We start from the raw sequence: 17,804 nt of genomic DNA, 5'->3' as shown, positions 1-17,804 counted from the left end.
CGACGCGCTCGGCGTGCTCGGTCCCTGACCATGGGACCGCGGGCCTCCGGCCCGCTCGTGACTCACGCTCTTCCGGACCGCGAGCTTCCAGCTCGCTCATGATTCATGAGCGCGCAGGATGCGCGCGGTGCGGAAGAGCATGAACCATGAGAAGACGCGCCACTGGAGTGGCGCGCCCCCAGCTAGATCGCCGCTTCCGTCTGCGCGTCGAACAGGTGCAGGCGGTCGGGGTTGATGGCGAGCCGGAGCTTCTCGTGCACCTTGGTGCGCAGCATCGGATCGACCGAGGCGACGAACAGGCTGTTGCCGGCCCGGGTGTCCAGAAGGATCTCCGAGCCGAGCTGCTCGACGACCTCGACCTCGACCTCGAAGCAGAGCTCGGCCGGATCGGCCGGGCTCGCGACGCGCAGGTCCTCGGGGCGGATGCCCAGGATCGCCGACTTGCCGCTGTGGCCGTTGACGCGGGCCGCGATCGGCCCGGGCACGCCGATCCTGAGGCCCGGCGCCTCGGCCCACAGCCTGCCGTTGCCGCCGGCGAGCGTCACGTCGGCGAAGTTCATCGCCGGCGAGCCGATGAAGCCCGCGACGAAGCGGTTGGCCGGGCTGTTGTAGAGCTCGAGCGGCTCGCCGACCTGCTGGACGACGCCGTCCTTCATCACCACCACGCGGTCGCCGAGCGTCATCGCCTCGACCTGGTCGTGGGTGACGTAGATCGACGTCACCGCCAGCCGCTCGTGCAGCTTCTTCAGCTCGACGCGCATCTGCACGCGCAGCTTGGCGTCGAGATTGCTGAGCGGCTCGTCGAACAGGAACACCTTGGGGTCGCGGACGATGGCGCGGCCGAGCGCCACGCGCTGGCGCTGGCCGCCCGAGAGCTGACGCGGCTTGCGCCCGAGCAGGCTTTCGATGCCGAGGATCCCGGCCGCACGCTTGATGCGCTGCTCGATGTCGGCCTTCTGGAACTTCCGCATCTTGAGCCCGAACGCCATGTTGGAGGCGACGCTCATGTGTGGGTAGAGCGCGTAGTTCTGAAACACCATGGCGATATCGCGGTCCATCGGGGGCACTTCGTTGACCACTGCGTCGTCGATGCGGATCTCTCCGTCGCTGACCGCCTCGAGGCCGGCGATCATGCGCAGGGTCGTGGTCTTGCCGCAGCCTGATGGACCGACCAGCACCATGAACTCCTTGTCGCGGATGTGAAGGTCGACATCCTTCACGGCGTGAAAGGCCTCGAACCGCTTGTTGAGCTTGTGCAGGCTGACTTCGGCCATGGAGCTAACCCTTCACCGAGCCGGTCAGGCCCGACACGTAGTGTTCGACGAAGAACGAATAGACGATCGCCACGGGAACCGAGCCCAGCAGTGCTCCCGCCATCAGCGAACCCCAGAAGAACACGTCGCCGCGGATCAGCTCCGAGGTGACCCCTACCGCCACGGTCTTCTGTTCGGGCGAGGAGAGGAACACGAGGGCGTAGATGAACTCGTTCCACGACAACGTGAAGGCGATGATGCCTGCCGAGAGGATGCCGGGCACCGCGATCGGGATGATGATGTAGAGCATCGCCTTCCAGCGCGAGGCGCCGTCGATGCGGGCACATTCCTCGAGTTCCTTCGGGATGGCCTTGAAGTAGCCCATCATCAGCCAGGTGCAGAACGGGATCAGGAAGGTCGGATAGGTCAGGATCAGCGACCACGGCGTGTCGCCGAGGTGGAAGTTGCGGATGATCTCGGCAAGCGGGATGAACAGCAGGGTCTGGGGCACGAGATAGGTGACGAAGATCACCGTGCCGAGGCTTCCGGCGAAGGGAAAGTTGAGCCGGGCCAAGGCATAGCCTGCCAGCACGCCGCAGAACAGCGAGATCGCGGTCGAGGTGACGGCGATGAACATCGTGTTGATCATCCATCGGCCGAAATCGGTCTCCTCGAACAGATAGCGGAAATGCTCGAGCGTGGGATGGTTGGTCCAGAACGGCATGTAGTTCACGGCATTCCACGGCCGATAGAGCTCGCCGTCCGGCCGGAAGCTGGTCACGATCATCCAGTAGAAGGGAAACAGCAGGACGAAGACGAACAGGATGAGCGGGATATTGTAGAAGACCCAGCGTCGCCAGAGCGCACCTTCAATCATGTCGCTTCTCCAGGCGGCCGATCACGTCAGCGGACCTCGACCCGTCGGATGTAGAGTAGCTGCACGACCACGATCAGGAACAGGAAGGGGAACATGGCAAGCGACACCGCGGCGCCCTGCGACAGGAGGCCGGTGCCGATGCCGATCTGGTAGGCGTAGGTGGCGAAGAGATGGGTGGCATTGGCCGGGCCGCCGCCGGTCATGACATAGACGAGCTGGAAGTCGGCAAAAGTCTGGATCACCGAGAACAGCATCACGACCATGGTCACTGGCAACAGCAGCGGCCAGGTGATGAGCCAGAATCTCGCCCACGGCCTGGCGCCGTCGATCGCCGCCGCCTCGTTGAGCTCGGGACTGATGGTCTGCAGGCCGGCCAGCAGGCTGATGGCGAAGAACGGCACGCCACGCCAGATGTTGACGACGATGATCGACGACATGGCGAGGCCGGGGTCGCCCAGCCAGTTGATGCGCTGGGTGATGAAGCCCAGCTGATACAGCGTCCAGTTGATGACGCTGAAGGTCGGGTCGAACATCCATTTCCAGGCGAAGGTCGACAGTACGGTGGGAATGATGAAGGGCAGCAGGATGAAGGCGCGCACCAGCGCCTTGCCGCGGAAGTGGCGGTTGAGCAGCATGGCGAGCCAAAGGCCGAGCCCCAGCTTGAACACCGTCGTGACGCCGGTGTACCAGAAGGTGTTCCACACCGAGGTCCAGAAGATGTTGTCGTCCCAGAGCTTGGCGAAGTTCGCCAGGCCGACGAAATGGCCGGCATAACCCACGCGCGCGTCGCTCAGCGCCAGCAACACGCCCTCGACGAAGGGATAGGCGATGAAGAGGCCGAGCAGGATCGCCGTCGGCATCAGAAGCGCCAGGGCAAGCCACCGCTCGTCTTCCAGTTTCCGCAATCGCGGGGCGGGACGCTGGCGCTCTGCGACGCCCGGGACCGCGGTAACTGTCATGGCCTGCCCACCGGTTGCGTCATGCGATCGCCGCCTGCCTCATGCCGAGTAGATCTTCTTGAGTTCGCCCTCGGCCCACTTGACCGACTCTTCCGGCGCCATGCCCTGGACCGCCTTGGCGTACATGTCGGTGACGATGTATTTGGTGAGCGCCTCGGCCGCCTTGCCGTTGGGCGGTCCGGCATAGCCCGGCGCCTGGCCGAGACGCGCCGCGACCTTGAACGGCGCAAGCACCGGATCGGCGTTCCACACCGGGCTCGACTCCCACTTGGCGGTGGGCGGCGTCGAGTAGCCCTTCTGCGATTCGAACCATTTGCCGTAGTTCTTCTCGGCGTGGATCCATCGCAGGAATTCCTTCGCTGCGTCCTGATTCTTGGAATACTTCATCAGCATGTCGGATTGCATCAGGTGCATGCCGAACTGACCCCCCGGGCCCTTCGGCAGCGGCGAGTGCATGATGTCTTCCTTCATCGGCTTGCCCTTCTCTGTCTGGTACTGGTCGGGCTTCCGCAGTGTCTCGATGTAGATCGAGGCGCCATTCAAAGTCGCCGAGATGGTGCCCGACAGGAAGGCGCGGTTGTTGTTGGTATCGTCCCAGGCCAGGCCGCCCTCGTCGCAGGCGTCCTTCCAGAAGCCGGTCATGAACTTGACCGACTCGAGCGTCTCCTTGGAATTGATGGCGACGGTCTTGCCGTCGGCCTCGACTTCCTTCCCGCCCCATGACCACAGGAAGGGATAGGTGAAGGTGGGGGCGTCGCCGAACGTGTGACCGAGCGTCTGGCCGATCGGTCGGCCTTTGGCTTTCAGCTTCTTGCCGATGTCGTGGTATTCCTGCCAGGTCTCGGGGAACTTGGTGGCCCCCGCTTCGTCGAACCACGATTTGCGATAGGCGACCATGGCGCCGATCACGGCCCAAGGCATGGCCATGAACATCTTCCCGTCGCTGCAGAGCGATCGGCAATATTTGTAGAGACCGCCTTCACGCTTCGCGAGGTCTTCGACCAGGTCGCTGAGATCGACCACACTGTTGGCGTAGATGTAGGTGTTGTTGTTGAAGGCCTGGATCAGGTCGGGACCCGAGCCCGACTGGATCGCGGCGGTGGCGCGCGGCTGAAGATCGTTGCCGTTCACTGTTTCGAGGTTGATCTTCATGCCGAGTTCCTTCTCGGCTTGCGGGATCAGCTCCTTGCGCAGGAGCGTGTCCGATGCGGGCACGAAGTCCACCCACCTCAGCCAGTGCACGGTCTTCTGCTGGGCGTAGGCCGGTGTGCGACCGGAGGCGAGGATGCCAGCCATGCCAGTGGAGGCGACGGCAGCGGCGCTGCCGGCAAGCTTGATGACGCTACGACGCTTGGTCTGAACCATACCCTTCCTCCCAGAAGAACCGCCGCCTCGGCGGGCAGCATTTGTTGAGGTTATCGTACGCAGCCGGGAGGAGCGCGCGCAAGTCGTGGCACGGAATTATTCCTGGCGATTCCAAATGCGTCGGGGTTCCGGTGTGCGGGCGCCTAGACGAGCTCGGGATCCAGCGTGAAAAGATCCTGTGCGCGGCCGACGCCACGCAAGGCGAAGCGGCCGACCGACACGAGCTTCCTGCGCTTCTCCGCCGGAAGCGCATCGGCAAAGGCGGACGAGATCAACAAGGGGCGATCGACCGAACGGCACATCGAGGCGATGCGGCTGGTCTCGTTGACGGCCGGGCCGACCACCGTGAAGTCGAGGCGATCGACGCTGCCGATATTGCCATAGAACACCTCGCCGACGTGCAGGCCGAGATAGACGGTCGTCGTCGGGCGCGCTTCCATCGCCCGTCGCTCGTTCAGCGCCTGGACATTGCGACGCATGGCCGCTTCCGCCTTCAGGGCGTTGGCGCAGGCAAGCGCGGGGTCGTCGGCGCGGAAGATCGCGAGCGTGCCGTCGCCGATCAGCTTCAGCACGTCGCCGCCGGCTTCATGGATGGCCGTGATCACCGCGCCGGCATAGTCGTTCAGCAGCGGAATGATCTCGTCGGGAGCCGCCGTGTCGGTAATGGCGGTGAAGCCGCGCAGGTCGGAGAACCACAGGACGGCGTCGATGCGATCGGCGACGCCGCGCTGGATGCGGCCCTTTATCACGCGCCGCCCGGCATCGCGGCCGAGATAGACCTCGACCAGAGTGTCGGCCACCTTGGCCAGTGCGGCGCTTTTCATGGCAAGGCCCAGGGCTGGTGCGAGGCGGCGAAGTGCGGCGATGCCCGCATCGCCAAAGCCCGCAGCGTTGCGCGTCGACCATCCGGAATAGACGCAGTCCATCTCGCCAATCGTCGCGTCGCTTGCGAAGCGGTACACGAAGGCGACGTAGTCGGTGTGGCCCAGCTCCTTCATCTCCTCGATGACGGGAAAGTCGGCGGGCTCGCCGAAGCCGATGCGCCGCCGCAGCTCTTCGCCGCTGGTCTGCAGCAGATGATAGAAGGGACTGCGCCGCCAATTCTCGGCGCTGGTGCCTTCCGTCGTGCGGCCGTAGGTCGTGGCCGCCGCCTCCTCGACGTCGTCATTGCGCCAGCGGAATACGGTGCCCTCGTGCACGGGATGCAGCGTGTCGATGACCACGAGCGCCCGCCCGATCGGCAGGTCCGCTGCATTGCACTCCTCGCAGAACTCGCGCAGGAGATCGGCTTCGCCGGCGCCCTCCAGGCCGCGACGGGTCACCCAGTCGGCGATGCGGTCGATATCAGCAGGATTCATCGTGTCTATCTAGGCATTCCGGCAAATCCTGCCAGAGAAGGCGAAGCGACATCGTGCGTGCACGACAGACGCGCTATTCTGGCCTCAGCCGATGCAAAGGACCATCATGAGCGTGCTGCCCGATTGCTTCCTGATCGTCACCGCCGAAGTCGATGCCGAAGTCGAGGCGGAGTGGAACCGCTGGTACGATGAGGTGCACCTCCCGGACGCGCTGGCCTGTCCCGGCGTGTTGACCGGGCGGCGCTACGTCTCGGCCGGCGACCTGGCCGAAAGCGAACGCGGCCAGAGCCGTCGCGTCAGGCGCAACCTTTACACCACGGTTTACGAACTCGAGTCGCCACGAGCGGTCGAGACGCCAGAATTCGCGGCCATGCGCGGTTGGGGCCGGTTTGCGCCTCATGTCCGCTCGCAAACGAGGGTGGTTTCAGCGTTGCTGCGCTAGCTCTGACCGCATCATGCCGCTCAGCACCTTCTCGGGCGTGATCGGGTAGTCGCGCACACGCACGCCACAGGCATTGTAGACGGCATTGGCGATGGCGGCGCCAGCGCCGCAAATCCCCAGTTCGCCCACGCCCTTCGAACCGAGAGGATTCGACTTGTCGTCGAACCCCGCCAGCATCACGGCCTCGACCGCGGTCGGGACATCGGCGTGGACCGGCACATGATAACCGGCGAGGTCGCTGTTCACGAAGGCGCCGGAGCGGGTATCGACCACGGCATTCTCGTGCAGTGCCGAGCCGACACCCCAGAGCATGCCGCCGATCAGCTGGGAGCGAGCGGTCTTGGCATTGAGAATGCGGCCGGCGTCGAAGACGCCCAGCATGCGCCGCAGACGGACCTCGCCGGTCGTGCTGTCGACAGCAACTTCGGCGAAGTGCGCGCCGTAGCTGTATTGCGAGAACTTCCTGTATTCTTCGCCGGGCTCGGATTGGCCCTCGGCCTGGAGGTTGCCGGAGCCTTGCCCGGCATCGATCTTCTTTTTGAGTGCGAGGCAGGCTTCGCGCAGCGCCGCCGTGCAGCTCGCCGCTCCGAACGAGCCGCCCGAGCCCGGAGTCTCGGGATAAGCGCTGTGGCCGAGATGCACGCTCACGGCATCGACGGGAACCTGAAGCAACTCGGCCGCGACCTGCGCCAGGATGGTATAGGAGCCGGTGCCGATATCGGTCATGTCCATCTCGACGACGACTCGCCGGTTCTCGTCCATGCGCACGCGCGCATGGGCCGGCTGCCGGTAATTGGGCCGAATCGCCGCCGCCATGCCGAGACCCAGCAGCCAATTGGCATCCTTCATCCGTCCCGGCGTCTTGTGGCGCCTGTCCCATCCGAATCGCTTGGCGCCCTGTTGCAGGCAAGGCACCAGCGAGCGCGTCGAGAAAGGTATGTGCTTCTCGGGATCCTGGTCCGGCTCGTTGCGCAGCCGAAGCTCGAGCGGATCCATGTCGAGCTTTTCGGCGAGTTCATCGATGGCCTGCTCGAGCGCAAGCTGGCCAACGGCGTCGCCGGGCGCGCGCATGGAATCGGCGACCGGCAAGTCGAGCGGAACGACGCGGTGCGTCGTCAGCCGGTTGGGCGCGGCGTACATCGCCCGCGTGCTCGCTGCCGCAGCTTCGGCGAATTCGTCCATGCGCGCCGACTGGGTCCAGACTTCGTGCGCGATGGCGGTCAGCTTGCCGTCATTTCCGGCGGCCAGCCGCACCCGCTGGATCGTGGCGGCCCGATGGGTGGTGACGGAAAACATCTGCTGGCGGGTCAGAACGATCTTGACGGGCCGCTTGAGCTGCCGCGCCGCCAGCGCTGCGAGAATGGCATCGCCATAGATGGGCAGCTTGCCGCCGAAGCCGCCACCGATGAATTCGCTCACGACCTCGACCTTGTCGAGCGGAAGCTGGAGCGTCGAAGCGATCGAGTGGTGGGTGCTGTTCACGAGCTGCGTGGCGCAATGGACGACGAGCTTGTCGTCCGACCATTCGGCAAGACTGCCGACCAGCTCCATGGGGTTGTGGCTCTGGTACGGCGTCGTGTAGGTGGCGTCGATCCGGGCGGCGCTTGAGGCGAACGCACGGTCGACATCACCGATCTTCGAATCGGCCTTGCCGACGACGATGTGCTCCGGCGGATAGGCCAGGCGGCGGCCTTCACCGATATCATACGAGCCGCTTTCAGTTCGATAGGACAGGCGGACCAGTCGCGCGGCCGCCGTCGCCTGCTCGAACGTGTCGGCGACCACGAGCGCGACCGGCTCGCCATAGTAATGAATGCGCGTGCCATCGAGCTGCGGTTTGGCGCGCGCATGCCTCTGTCCGGCAAGGCCTCCTGCCTTGAAAGGACCCTGCGCCGGGACGTTCTCGTGACTCATGACCAGCAAGACGCCGGGAGCGCGTTCGGCCTCGCCGGCCTCGACCCTGGAGATCTCTCCGCGTCCGATGGTGCTCGTGACCAGGACGCCATAGGCTACCGGCATGCCCGACGGCACGTCGGCCGCATAGCGCGCTCTGCCGGTCACCTTGGCGCGGCCGTCGATGCGATCGACAGGCTGGCCAATGATTGAATCGGGCATGGATCAGCCTTTCCTGTGCTGAACGGCGTCGGCCAACGCCCGCGCCACCGTGCGCGACGCCAGGGCGATCTTGAAGTCGTTGTGGCCGTAGCCGCGAGCACCGGCCATTGCAGCAGTCCCCGCCGCAATGAAGCTGTCTGCATTGGCCGGCTTGCCCATGAGCTGCTGCTCGGCATCGAGCGCGCGCCACGGCTTGGGGGCCACACCCCCCACGGCGATGCGCGCGCCGCGGACACGATCGCCGTCGAGGTCGACCAGCGCGGCGACGGACACGAGAGCGAAATCGTAGGATGCCCGGTCGCGCACCTTGCGATAAACCTGCCCGCCGGAAGATGGAGGCGGCAACGACACGGCGGTGATCAGATCGCCGTTCTCGAGAGTCGTGTCCTTTTGCGGTGCCTTGTCGGGCAACCGATAGAGGTCGCCCATCCTGATTTTTCGGCTCCCGGCGTCCGCCGATTGCACCTCGACCTCGGCATCGAGCGCCGCCATGGCCACAGCCATGTCCGACGGATGGACAGCGATGCAGGCATCGCTGGCGCCCAGCACGGCGTGGATGCGGTTGTAGCCATGCAGCGCCGAGCACCCGCTGCCCGGGCTGCGTTTGTTGCAGGGTTTGGACGTATCGTAGAAGTAGTAGCAACGTGTGCGCTGCAGGAGATTACCTGCGGTCGTCGCCTGGTTGCGCAACTGGCCGGAGGCGCCGTTCAGCACCGCGCGCGACAGCATCGGGTACCGTTGCCGTACGCGTCCATCGGCCGCCAGATCGGAGTTGGTCACCGTCGCCCCGATGCGCAAACCGCCGTCGTTGGTCTCCTCGATCTGCGCGAATGGCAAACGCGACACGTCGACTAGATGCGACGGCGTCTCGACCCCCACCTTCATCAGGTCGAGAAGATTTGTCCCGCCGCCGAGAAACCTGGCGCCCGGCTTGGCGACAGCCCGAAGGGCGGCATTGGCATCGGTCGGCCGCTCGTAGGTGAAGGCCTTCATCCGTTGGTCCTTCCGGCCGCTTCGATGATGGCGGCAACGATGTTCGGATAGGCGGCACAGCGGCAGATATTGCCGCTCATCCGCTCCCGGATCTCCGTTTCGCTGATCGCCATGGTGGCAGCGCTCAGGTCAGGGCTGGCCGCCGAGGGCAGACCGCGTTTGATCTCGGCCAGCATCCCGACGGCCGAGCAGATCTGGCCGGGCGTGCAATAGCCGCACTGGAAGCCGTCGTGGGCGACGAAAGCGGCTTGCATCGGATGCAAGGCCTGTTCGCTGCCCAGACCTTCGATTGTGACGATCTCGCGGTCGTCGCACGCAACGGCAAGATTGAGGCAGGCGTTGCGGCGCACGCCGTCGACCAGCACGGTGCAGGTGCCGCATTGGCCGTGATCGCAACCCTTCTTGGTGCCGGTGAGGCCGAGATGGTCGCGCAGAGCGTCGAGGAGGGTAGTACGGGGATCGAGCTTCAGCACGCGATGAGTCCCGTTGACGGTGATGCCGACGCCGACGGCGACCACATCCACGTCCAAAGGAGCTGGGGAGGGTCTGCCAGGAGGTTGTCGCTGGGCGATGGCGCCTCTGCCCTGAAGCGCGGTGAGCGCGACGCCGGTGCCAAGAATTCCCCGCCGGGTCAGATGGTTGTTGCTCATCAGGGAACAACGATGGTGCCCGGAAGGCGTTGCACCGAGGGAACCGACCCGGCACCGCTGTCATTACCTCTCCATGCAGGTTTCCGAAATCATGACGCGGGGGGTCGAAACCGTGGCGCCGGATGCATCGCTGCAGCAGGCGGCTTCGACCATGGAAGCACTCGGCGTCGGCTCCCTGCCGGTTTGCGATGGCAACCGGCTCGTCGGCGCCATCACGGACCGCGACATCGTCGTGCGCGCTGTCGCGGCCGGTTTGTCGCCGGTCGACAGCCTGGTGCGCGATTGCATGACCGAGGACATCGCCTACGCCTTCTGCGACGAGGAGGCCGAAGAGGTGCTGGAGCGCATGAAGACGCTGCAGATACGCCGGCTTGCCGTCCTCGACCGCGACAAGTCGCTGATGGGAATCGTGTCCCTGGGCGATGTGGCGACCGAGCCGCGGGCCGCGGCCCTGGCCAGCGTGGGGGCAGCGGTGGCGGAGATTTCCGAACCGTCGCGGCCGCGGAAGTAGCCGGAAGGGAGCCTTAAGCCGGCACGCAGTAGCCGTCGCGCCGCGGGTCGCAGCCGCCGGTGAAGACGCCGGTCTTCGGATCCACGGCAACGCCCTGCATGCCGCCGACTTTCATCGTCCAGGCCGGTCCGCTGCTGAGGTCATGGCCGCGCTGACGCAGAGCTTCGTGCACGCCGTCCTCGACACGCGATTCGAGCAATACGTCCCTCCCGTCCGTCAGCCGTGCCCGCGGCGCCTCGATCGCCTGCTGCAACGGCAGGCCGAAGTCGAGATAGTGCACCAGCGCCTGCGGCTGGGTCTGCAGGATGCCGTAGCTGCCCGGCGTGCCGAGGGCCAGCACCGGCGCTGCATCCTTGGTCAGGATCGACGGCGTCATGCACATTGGCAGCATGCCGCCCGGTTTGACGCGGTGCGGGCTCGCCGGGTTCACGTCGGCCCAGTAGAGGAAGTTGTTGAGGCAAAGGCCGGTGCCTGGCACCACCACGCCCGAGCCGAAGACGCTGCCGAGGCTTTGCGTCACGCAGACGACGTTGCCCTCTCTGTCGGCGATCGAGAACGAGGTCGTGTGACTCTCCTGGAGAGCCGCGGTCTTGCCCACGGTCGGCGTCCATTGTTCGGTGGGACCTTCGACCGGCTTGCCGTCTCGCACGCGGGCGCGCAGGGCTTCGACGTGGTCGTCGGCCAGGATCTCGGCAAGCTTCTGTGCGCTCGGCACGCCCGTCGCGATGCGCACGCCGGCGGCGAGCCGGATGGCGCGCAGCACGGTGTCGAGATGCTGCGTCGAGTTGGGCTTCATGCTTGCGAGGTCGAAGCCTTCGAGGATGCGCAGCGTCAGCAGATACTGGAAGCCCTCGCACGGCGGTGGTGGAACATGCACCGCATGGCCGCGGTAAGAGACGGCAATCGGATCGACCCAGCGGGGCTTCACGGCGCGAAAGTCCTCCATGGTCAGGCAGCCGCCCAGCTCCGCGAGCCGGTCGATGATCTTCTGACCGAGCGGCCCGCCATAGAGGAGGCCCGGCCCCTCGCTGGCCAATGCCTCCAGCGTGCGGGCGAGATCGGGCTGCTTCAGGATGAAGCCGGCAGAGACTCTGCCCTGGCCTTCCGTGTAGACCCGCGACCATTCCGGAAAGAGCTCCCTGTGACGGGCGAGATCCGGTGCGGCGCTTCGGAATTCATCGAGGTTGAACTCGATCAGCTGAAAGCCGTCTCGCGCGAGCCCAATGGCGGGCGCAAACAGCTCGGGGAGCTGCTTGCGACCATGGCTTTGAACCAGTTCGCACCAGCCCGCGAGATTGCCCGGCGCGCCCACCGGCAGTGCGCCGCGCATCAGCTGATCGCGGTGGGCGAACCGATCGACCGGGAACCCGATCGGAATGGGAGCCACGAAGTCGAGCGAGCGTACGCGCCGCTCGCTCGCGACATAGCAGGTCGCGACGCCGCGCCCGGCCAGCCCGGACATATACGGTTCCACGACGTTCAGGGCGGCGGCCGTCGCCGCAGCGGCGTCGAAGGCCGTGCCGCCATTGCCGAGAATGCGCGCGCCGGCCGCAGCCGCGAGCGGGTGCGCTGCGGCGACCATGCCGTGCCGCGATGCGATCGTGGGCCGTGGTCCATGCTGAAGCATCGAATCTCCCCCGAAAAGTTTGCGGATCGTGGCGGCTTCCAGCGTCTGCCGCCAGCACGATTTGGGCCGACACGACGCCGACGCCATCCACCACGACCGCGTATCGCCTCGCGGCATCATTGAGCGCGTCTCCCAGGACGCGGCTTTGCGCTAGGATGCCAAGGGGAGGAGTGCGCATGCGACGGCTCGAATTCGGCTGGTTCCTGCCAACCGCGGGCGACACGACCGCGTACGGGCTCGCCGGCGCGCAGATAGGCTCGTCGCTGGATCTGTTCGACCGTGTCGTGCAGGCGGCCGAGGGAGCCGGCTTCGAGTACATGCTGGTGCCAGTGCAGACCGCGTGCTGGGAGGCGTGGATCTCGAGCGCGATGATGGTCGCGCGTTCCAAATCGATCCGCATGCTCGTCGCGGCGCGACCCTCCTATATCAATCCCGTTCTGCTGGCGAAGATGATCTCGACCTTCGATCAGCTTTCGGGAGGGCGTATCTGCATCAACCTGATCGCCGGCCAGAGCGAGGCGGAGAACGCCGCCGAAGGCATCAAGTGGGGCAAGGAGGAGCGCTACGAGATCATGGACGAGGAGGTCTCGATCCTGAAGGCGTTGTGGACGTCGCGCGGCCCGGTGAATTTCAATGGCAAGTTTCATCGCCTCAAGGGGGCGCAAATCCGTCCCTATCCGCTGCAACGGCCTTATCCGAGATTCTATCTCGGCGGCGGCAGCCGCCAGGCTTGGGAAATTTCGGCCAAGCATTCGGACGTCCATCTCTTCTGGGGTGACACCTACGAGCGAATCCGCTCCAACATGGCGGAGATTCGCGCCATGGCCGCAAGGCATGGCCGCGACAGCGAGATCGGCTTCGGGATGCGCCTGCAGATCGTCTGCCGATCGACCGAGAAGGAGGCCTGGAACTTTGCGCACGGGCTGGTGGCGCACGCCACCGAAGCACAGAAGGCCTTCGTGAAGCGGCATTTCGCGACCTCGGAAGCAAACCGCCGCGTACGCGAGCTGGCGGCGATCGGCGAAACCATTGAGCCGCACCTGTGGACCGGCATCACCCAGGTGCGGCCCGGTGCGGGCATCGCCGTGGTCGGTAACCCCGAGCAGTGCGCCGCCACGCTGCAGAAGTTCATCGATCTCGGCTGCCATTCCTTCTGCCTGTCGGGTTACCTCCATGACGAGGAAGCCGAGCGCTTCGGCAGGTGGGTGATGCCGATCCTGCGCGAGCGCAATCGCGAACGCATGCTCGCCGCCTGATGCGCGGCTCGCTGCCCGACATTGGCTCGCGCCAGCTCGAGGCCGTGCTGGCCTTGGCGGAGTACGGCAGCTTCGTCGCCGCTGCAGCGCGGCTTCGGATCTCCCAGCCGGCGCTGACGCGCATGATCAAGCGCCTCGAAGCCCAGCTCGGCGTGCGTCTGTTCGACCGCAGCACGCGGCGTGTCCGGATCACCGCGCCGGGCCGCGAATTCGCCGCGGTCGCCGAGCGCATGCTGAATGATCTCGACATCACGATGCAAAGCGTACGAGAGGTGGCGCAGGAACAACGCGGCCTGGTCGTCGTGCCGAGCGTGATATCCGTCGCGGGCGGCCTGCTGCCACGCATGATCGCCGCCTATCATGGAGATCGCCCGGGCGTCGAAATTCACGTGCGCGAGGGCATCTACGCAACGATCCTCGATGACGTGCGAAGCGGCGTCGCCGATTTCGGCATCGGCTATGTCGATGAACTGCCCGACTTCGCAGTCGGCACGGTGCTGGGCCGCGAGACCTTCCAGGCCGTGGTGCCCGCTCGCCACAAGCTCGCCGGTCGCCGCAGCGTGACCCTGGCCGAGCTTGCCGCCCATCCGATCGTGGCCTTGCCGACCGAATCGCGCACGCGCCGCACGATCGACGCGGCCGCCGTGACGGCGAGTCTGCAGCTACGCCGGAGGGTCGTAGTGACCCAGATTGCCACGCTGCTTGCCCTGGTGGCGGCTGGCGTCGGTGTGGGCGTCGTACCGGACGGCGCGACCCGCGGACCGCTGCCCTCGGGCGTGCGCGTCGTTCCGCTCGCCGAGCCGAAGCTGGTGCGTCGCATGGGATTGATCATGCTGCGCGGGCGGGAGCTCACGCCGGCTGCTGCGGGCCTCTTCGCCCTGTTGCGGCGCGAATGGCGCAAGCGGGATTGATGCAGGATCGGCAACAATCCTGTCTATCAGGTTGATGTTGGCATAACCTCAGGCGGCCTTATGCTTGTCGGCGGAGGATGACCGTGCAGCTTGCGTCCCGGACCTATGACGCCGACAGCATCTCGGCGGTGCAGGAGCTCTATCACAGCAACGGCTGGACCGACGGGCTGCCGATCGTGCCGCCGACGGAGGAGGCGGTAGCGGGCTGCCTCGAATGGGCAATGATGCCGCCGGACCAGCTCATCGGCGTCGAGCCCGTACGCGGACTCGCGATCACCGCGGAGAAGCTCGCCGTCAACTCCGTGATGGCGGGCTGCCTGCCCATGCACTTTCCCGTGGTTGTCACGGCATGGACGGCGATGATGCAGGAGCCATTCCTGATGCATGGCGCCACGGCCAGCACCGGCGGCTGCGCCGTGCTGGTGATGCTGAACGGTCCGATCCGGCGCGAGATCGGGGCCAGCGGCGGCTTCAACGCGCTCGGCAACTCTGACCGCGCGACGGCGGTAATCGGCCGCGCCATCCGCCTCTGTCTCATCAACCTTATGGACGTGCGGCCGGGCGCGATCGACCGCTCGACGCTGGGCCATCCCGGCAAGTTCAGCTACTGCATCGCCGAGGACGAGGAGGATTCTTCCTGGCTGCCGCTTCATCAGCAGCGCGGCGTCGAGAAGGAGGCGTCGGCGGTCACGGTGATGGCGGCCGGCGCGCCGCGCCAGATCATGAACGAGTGGACGACCAACCCCGAGGAGATCCTCGAGACCTTCGCCGCCGAGATGCGCGCCAATCTGCGGCATTATTCGATCCATCCCGGCAACTACGCGCTGATCGTTCCCAAGCAGCTGCGCGAGCATTTGCAGGCGGCCAGGTGGAGCAAGACCGACATTGCCAATTTCATACACGAGCGCGCGCGCATCCATCGCCGCGAATGGGCCGATGTCGGCAAAGGTACGGTGGTGCGCGACCGCGGCGACAGTGTCTATCCCGCGATGGAATCGCCCGACCAGCTCTTGGTGGTCGCCGCTGGCGGCCCAGCCGGCGGGTTCGGCGCCGTCATTCCGCCCTGGCTCGGCAACAAGAGCCATGCCGTCACGTTGCCGATGGGCGTCTGCGTCGATTGCGAACCACCGAAGGCCTAGATAGAAGAGGGACTGCCATGACTTTCCGCGTGCTCGATCCCACCGCCGAGAAGACCGCGCCGCTCGGCCAGGCGGCACCGCGTCTCGACACGCTCAAGGGCAAGACCGTGGGCTTCATCTCCAACGGCAAGGAAGGAACGAAGGGCTTCTTCCGCCATCTCGAGCGGTTCCTGCGCGAGGAGTATGGCGTCGCCGAGGTGGTGAGCCGCACCAAGTCGAACTACAGCGCTCCGGCCGACCCTCCGATCGCGGCCGAGATCAGGCAATGGGACGCGGTGATCTCCGGCATAGGAGATTGAGGCAGCTGCTCATCGTGCAGTCTGCACGACGCCGTCACCGCCGAACGCCAGAACGTTCCCGCCTTCGGGGTCATGACGACCCGCTTCGCGAGCGCCGCCGACTTGATGAGCAGGGTGCTGGGTATGCCGGGCTATGCCTTCGCTGTGATCGATCATCCGGTCAGCAGCGCCAGCGACGGGGAACTCGCCGAGCGCGCCCGCGCTGCCCTCGCCCAGGGCGTGAAGATGCTGGTGAAGGCCTAATCCGGGGAACTTTGGCTCAGCCTCGGCGTTGGCGCGGGATGAAACCGCTCGTTCTCGTCGGCGTGATCCTGATCGTGCTCGGCATCGCAGGCCTGGTCGTGGCCAACATCTCGATCACCGAGCAGAAGACGGTAATCGACGCGGGCCCCCTCAAGGTCACCAAGAACGAGGAAAAGACCATCCCCATACCGACCATCGCCGGCGTCGTCGCCGTCGTGGTAGGGCTCGGGCTGGTGATCATCGGCAGGGGCCGCCGCTGATGCCGTTGTCCTAAGGCAGCTCCAGTCGGACGGCGACCGCGGCGCTGGCGATAACAGCGATATCCTTGCCGTCGGGGTCGGATACATCGAGTCCGCCCTTCACCGCCTTCACGGTGACGATGCCGTGCGGCAGCGACGCGCGCACCTTCTCGAGATCGACCTTGTCGGGTTGCTGCACACCGATCGTGACATCGACGAACATGCCGGTCTTCGCGTCGACCTTGAGCGTGCGGATCATGGTGAGCGAGCTGTGATGCAGGGCATCCTGCACGGCGCGCAGCGCGGCCTTGGTGTAGTCGCCGCCATGCAGGTCGTTGCCGGTGCCGAGCTCCAGGATCACGCGCTTGCGGGCCATGCTTTCCCTCAAAGGTCGAGACGCACGATGGCGGCTGCCTGGGCGATCACCGTCTTGTCGGTGCCGGACTCGTTCGCGATCTCGAGACCACCCTCCACGACCTTCACGACGCCCGTGCCATGTGGCAGCACTTTCAGTACCTCGCTCTTGTCGACCCTGTCGGGCTGCGGCACGCCAATCAGCACCTCGACCTGCATGTCGTCGCTCGACTTGCCGAGGGCATTGGCGATCGTGAGCGAGTTGTGCCACAGCGCATCGCGCAGCGCCCGCACGGCGGCCTTGGTGTAGTCGCCGCCGCGGATGTCCGTGCCCAGGCCGATCTCGAGGGCGAGGCGCTGAAGTGTCATGACGACTACCTGCGACGCGCGGCGTCGATGCTCCACGGGCCGGGGCCGGCCGCGGCGATATAGAGGAAGATGAAGCAGAACAAGATCGCCGCCTCGCCACCATTGATCAGGGGATAGAAGCTGCGCGGCGCGTGGGCCATGAAGTAGGCGACTGCCATCTCGCCCGATAGAATGAAGGCCACCGGCCGGCTGAACACGCCAAGGATCAGCAAGATGCTGCCGACCAGCTCGATTACGCCGGCAACACCGACCAGGGTCATCAGATCGAGATTGGCGAACATCGGCAGGGGCGGAAACTTGAACAGCTTCGCCGTGCTGTGTTCCAGGAACAGGAGCCCGGTGATGATCCGCAGGATGCTGAGCAGACGCGGCGCCCAGGAGGCCGGAATGATCGTGAAGTCCATGGCGGTATCTCCTCTTCGACCAGCTGCATCATGTAAGGAGCGAATCCTTCCGACAAGCAATCCGGCGCAGTAACCAAGTCACCATTGCGTCAGCGTCCGATCGCGCCTTGGCTTGTCATGATCAGAACCGGGTCAGTGCAGCGGGTCGCGATGGACCGCGTCCCCCAGGCAATCTGCGGAAGTTGCTGTTCGAAAAGCCCACGCTCCGACGCGAGCGCTGACTGGGGTCACGACCGTCGCGATCTTTGGCTCTTTCTTCTCGACTACGTCTCGTCGCTCGCAGCAGCGAAGGAGTGGGACGCGACCGGTCCCGACGGCCCGGGTGGATGGATCGGCTGCGGCGGCCCGACTTCCGGGCCGGGCGGAGTCACGGGCGGCATCTCCGGCGGAATCGGATCGGTCTTGCCCGGTTGAGGAGGGGAGACGGGCACTGGATTGGC

At 65.7% G+C, this 17,804-nt stretch carries 19 protein-coding genes; 7 read left to right on the top strand and 12 right to left on the bottom strand.

The window, feature by feature from the left end; translation table 11 throughout:
• Positions 1-182: 182 nt before the first annotated feature.
• From VH499_RS24120 to VH499_RS24100, 5 genes are all read right to left on the bottom strand, one after another.
• Positions 183-1,274, bottom strand: a complete 1,092-nt coding sequence (locus tag VH499_RS24120; protein ID WP_332055323.1) for a sn-glycerol-3-phosphate ABC transporter ATP-binding protein UgpC — start codon at positions 1,272-1,274, stop codon at positions 183-185.
• 4 nt (positions 1,275-1,278) lie between these two features.
• A complete protein-coding gene (locus VH499_RS24115) occupies positions 1,279-2,130 on the bottom strand; it encodes a carbohydrate ABC transporter permease (protein ID WP_332055322.1) in 852 nt (283 codons plus the stop codon).
• A 26-nt stretch (positions 2,131-2,156) separates the two neighbouring features.
• Positions 2,157-3,089: a sugar ABC transporter permease gene (locus tag VH499_RS24110; protein ID WP_332055321.1), complete on the bottom strand. Its 933-nt coding sequence runs from the start codon at positions 3,087-3,089 to the stop codon at positions 2,157-2,159.
• Positions 3,090-3,128: 39 nt separating this feature from the next.
• Positions 3,129-4,454 carry an ABC transporter substrate-binding protein gene (locus VH499_RS24105; RefSeq protein ID WP_332055320.1) on the bottom strand — a complete coding sequence of 442 codons (1,326 nt, stop codon included), beginning with the start codon at positions 4,452-4,454 and terminating at the stop codon, positions 3,129-3,131.
• A 143-nt stretch (positions 4,455-4,597) separates the two neighbouring features.
• Positions 4,598-5,812 (bottom strand): adenylate/guanylate cyclase domain-containing protein, encoded by a 1,215-nt coding sequence (locus VH499_RS24100; RefSeq protein WP_332055319.1) that lies wholly within the window; start codon positions 5,810-5,812, stop codon positions 4,598-4,600.
• Positions 5,813-5,918: 106 nt separating this feature from the next.
• Between VH499_RS24100 and VH499_RS24095 the strand changes: the two genes are divergently transcribed.
• Positions 5,919-6,254: a hypothetical protein gene (locus VH499_RS24095; RefSeq protein ID WP_332055318.1), complete on the top strand. Its 336-nt coding sequence runs from the start codon at positions 5,919-5,921 to the stop codon at positions 6,252-6,254.
• On the opposite strand, the gene VH499_RS24090 is transcribed toward VH499_RS24095, so the two are convergent.
• The 3 genes from VH499_RS24090 to VH499_RS24080 are packed head-to-tail and all read right to left on the bottom strand — an operon-like array spanning position 6,237 to position 10,012.
• Positions 6,237-8,369 carry a xanthine dehydrogenase family protein molybdopterin-binding subunit gene (locus VH499_RS24090; RefSeq protein WP_332055317.1) on the bottom strand — a complete coding sequence of 711 codons (2,133 nt, stop codon included), beginning with the start codon at positions 8,367-8,369 and terminating at the stop codon, positions 6,237-6,239. The genes VH499_RS24095 and VH499_RS24090 overlap by 18 nt on opposite strands.
• 3 nt (positions 8,370-8,372) lie before the next feature.
• On the bottom strand, positions 8,373-9,362 hold the full coding sequence (locus tag VH499_RS24085) for a xanthine dehydrogenase family protein subunit M (protein ID WP_332055316.1): 990 nt from the start codon (positions 9,360-9,362) through the stop codon (positions 8,373-8,375).
• Positions 9,359-10,012, bottom strand: coding sequence for a 2Fe-2S iron-sulfur cluster-binding protein (locus VH499_RS24080; RefSeq protein WP_414709834.1), 654 nt, complete (start codon positions 10,010-10,012; stop codon positions 9,359-9,361). The genes VH499_RS24085 and VH499_RS24080 overlap by 4 nt, the downstream gene beginning before the upstream one ends.
• A gap of 73 nt (positions 10,013-10,085) precedes the next feature.
• Here VH499_RS24080 and VH499_RS24075 point away from each other — a divergent pair, with 73 nt between their 5' ends.
• Positions 10,086-10,523 carry a CBS domain-containing protein gene (locus VH499_RS24075; RefSeq protein WP_332055314.1) on the top strand — a complete coding sequence of 146 codons (438 nt, stop codon included), beginning with the start codon at positions 10,086-10,088 and terminating at the stop codon, positions 10,521-10,523.
• 13 nt (positions 10,524-10,536) lie between these two features.
• On the opposite strand, the gene VH499_RS24070 is transcribed toward VH499_RS24075, so the two are convergent.
• Positions 10,537-12,150 carry a gamma-glutamyltransferase family protein gene (locus VH499_RS24070; protein WP_332055313.1) on the bottom strand — a complete coding sequence of 538 codons (1,614 nt, stop codon included), beginning with the start codon at positions 12,148-12,150 and terminating at the stop codon, positions 10,537-10,539.
• Between the two features lie 176 nt (positions 12,151-12,326).
• Here VH499_RS24070 and VH499_RS24065 point away from each other — a divergent pair, with 176 nt between their 5' ends.
• From VH499_RS24065 to VH499_RS24045, 5 genes are all read left to right on the top strand, one after another.
• A complete protein-coding gene (locus VH499_RS24065) occupies positions 12,327-13,406 on the top strand; it encodes an LLM class flavin-dependent oxidoreductase (protein ID WP_332055312.1) in 1,080 nt (359 codons plus the stop codon).
• Complete coding sequence (locus tag VH499_RS24060; protein WP_332055311.1) at positions 13,406-14,317, top strand: LysR family transcriptional regulator; 912 nt, start codon at positions 13,406-13,408, stop codon at positions 14,315-14,317. The genes VH499_RS24065 and VH499_RS24060 overlap by 1 nt, the downstream gene beginning before the upstream one ends.
• Positions 14,318-14,400: 83 nt before the next feature.
• Positions 14,401-15,456 (top strand): hypothetical protein, encoded by a 1,056-nt coding sequence (locus VH499_RS24055; RefSeq protein ID WP_332055310.1) that lies wholly within the window; start codon positions 14,401-14,403, stop codon positions 15,454-15,456.
• A 17-nt stretch (positions 15,457-15,473) separates the two neighbouring features.
• The gene (locus VH499_RS24050) at positions 15,474-15,998 is read left to right on the top strand and encodes a UGSC family (seleno)protein (protein WP_332055309.1); all 525 of its coding nucleotides are present in this window, start codon (positions 15,474-15,476) and stop codon (positions 15,996-15,998) included.
• A 38-nt stretch (positions 15,999-16,036) separates the two neighbouring features.
• Positions 16,037-16,258, top strand: coding sequence for a hypothetical protein (locus tag VH499_RS24045; protein WP_332055308.1), 222 nt, complete (start codon positions 16,037-16,039; stop codon positions 16,256-16,258).
• Between the two features lie 10 nt (positions 16,259-16,268).
• Here the strand turns inward: VH499_RS24045 and VH499_RS24040 are convergent, their stop codons facing one another.
• From VH499_RS24040 to VH499_RS24030, 3 genes are read right to left on the bottom strand one after another with little or no spacing between them, the layout of a single operon-like run.
• Positions 16,269-16,613, bottom strand: a complete 345-nt coding sequence (locus VH499_RS24040) for a Lin0512 family protein (RefSeq protein ID WP_332055307.1) — start codon at positions 16,611-16,613, stop codon at positions 16,269-16,271.
• An 8-nt stretch (positions 16,614-16,621) separates the two neighbouring features.
• Positions 16,622-16,960 carry a Lin0512 family protein gene (locus VH499_RS24035; protein WP_332055306.1) on the bottom strand — a complete coding sequence of 113 codons (339 nt, stop codon included), beginning with the start codon at positions 16,958-16,960 and terminating at the stop codon, positions 16,622-16,624.
• A 5-nt stretch (positions 16,961-16,965) separates the two neighbouring features.
• The gene (locus VH499_RS24030) at positions 16,966-17,364 is read right to left on the bottom strand and encodes a DoxX family protein (RefSeq protein ID WP_332055305.1); all 399 of its coding nucleotides are present in this window, start codon (positions 17,362-17,364) and stop codon (positions 16,966-16,968) included.
• Positions 17,365-17,804 lie beyond the last annotated feature (440 nt).

This window comes from Reyranella sp., from assembly GCF_036558665.1.
Lineage (GTDB): Bacteria > Pseudomonadota > Alphaproteobacteria > Reyranellales > Reyranellaceae > Reyranella.
This window is presented reverse-complemented; position numbering and strand designations above follow the sequence as displayed.

What these genes read in the sequence shown, in the direction of transcription:
- VH499_RS24120 (WP_332055323.1), bottom strand. Translation starts at nt 1,274, where the DNA reads ATGGCCGAAGTCAGCCTGCACAAGCTCAACAAGCGGTTCGAGGCCTTT.
- VH499_RS24115 (WP_332055322.1), bottom strand. Translation starts at nt 2,130, where the DNA reads ATGATTGAAGGTGCGCTCTGGCGACGCTGGGTCTTCTACAATATCCCG.
- VH499_RS24110 (WP_332055321.1), bottom strand. Translation starts at nt 3,089, where the DNA reads ATGACAGTTACCGCGGTCCCGGGCGTCGCAGAGCGCCAGCGTCCCGCC.
- VH499_RS24105 (WP_332055320.1), bottom strand. Translation starts at nt 4,454, where the DNA reads ATGGTTCAGACCAAGCGTCGTAGCGTCATCAAGCTTGCCGGCAGCGCC.
- VH499_RS24100 (WP_332055319.1), bottom strand. Translation starts at nt 5,812, where the DNA reads ATGAATCCTGCTGATATCGACCGCATCGCCGACTGGGTGACCCGTCGC.
- VH499_RS24095 (WP_332055318.1), top strand. Translation starts at nt 5,919, where the DNA reads ATGAGCGTGCTGCCCGATTGCTTCCTGATCGTCACCGCCGAAGTCGAT.
- VH499_RS24090 (WP_332055317.1), bottom strand. Translation starts at nt 8,369, where the DNA reads ATGCCCGATTCAATCATTGGCCAGCCTGTCGATCGCATCGACGGCCGC.
- VH499_RS24085 (WP_332055316.1), bottom strand. Translation starts at nt 9,362, where the DNA reads ATGAAGGCCTTCACCTACGAGCGGCCGACCGATGCCAATGCCGCCCTT.
- VH499_RS24080 (WP_414709834.1), bottom strand. Translation starts at nt 10,012, where the DNA reads ATGAGCAACAACCATCTGACCCGGCGGGGAATTCTTGGCACCGGCGTC.
- VH499_RS24075 (WP_332055314.1), top strand. Translation starts at nt 10,086, where the DNA reads ATGCAGGTTTCCGAAATCATGACGCGGGGGGTCGAAACCGTGGCGCCG.
- VH499_RS24070 (WP_332055313.1), bottom strand. Translation starts at nt 12,150, where the DNA reads ATGCTTCAGCATGGACCACGGCCCACGATCGCATCGCGGCACGGCATG.
- VH499_RS24065 (WP_332055312.1), top strand. Translation starts at nt 12,327, where the DNA reads ATGCGACGGCTCGAATTCGGCTGGTTCCTGCCAACCGCGGGCGACACG.
- VH499_RS24060 (WP_332055311.1), top strand. Translation starts at nt 13,406, where the DNA reads ATGCGCGGCTCGCTGCCCGACATTGGCTCGCGCCAGCTCGAGGCCGTG.
- VH499_RS24045 (WP_332055308.1), top strand. Translation starts at nt 16,037, where the DNA reads ATGAAACCGCTCGTTCTCGTCGGCGTGATCCTGATCGTGCTCGGCATC.
- VH499_RS24040 (WP_332055307.1), bottom strand. Translation starts at nt 16,613, where the DNA reads ATGGCCCGCAAGCGCGTGATCCTGGAGCTCGGCACCGGCAACGACCTG.
- VH499_RS24035 (WP_332055306.1), bottom strand. Translation starts at nt 16,960, where the DNA reads ATGACACTTCAGCGCCTCGCCCTCGAGATCGGCCTGGGCACGGACATC.
- VH499_RS24030 (WP_332055305.1), bottom strand. Translation starts at nt 17,364, where the DNA reads ATGGACTTCACGATCATTCCGGCCTCCTGGGCGCCGCGTCTGCTCAGC.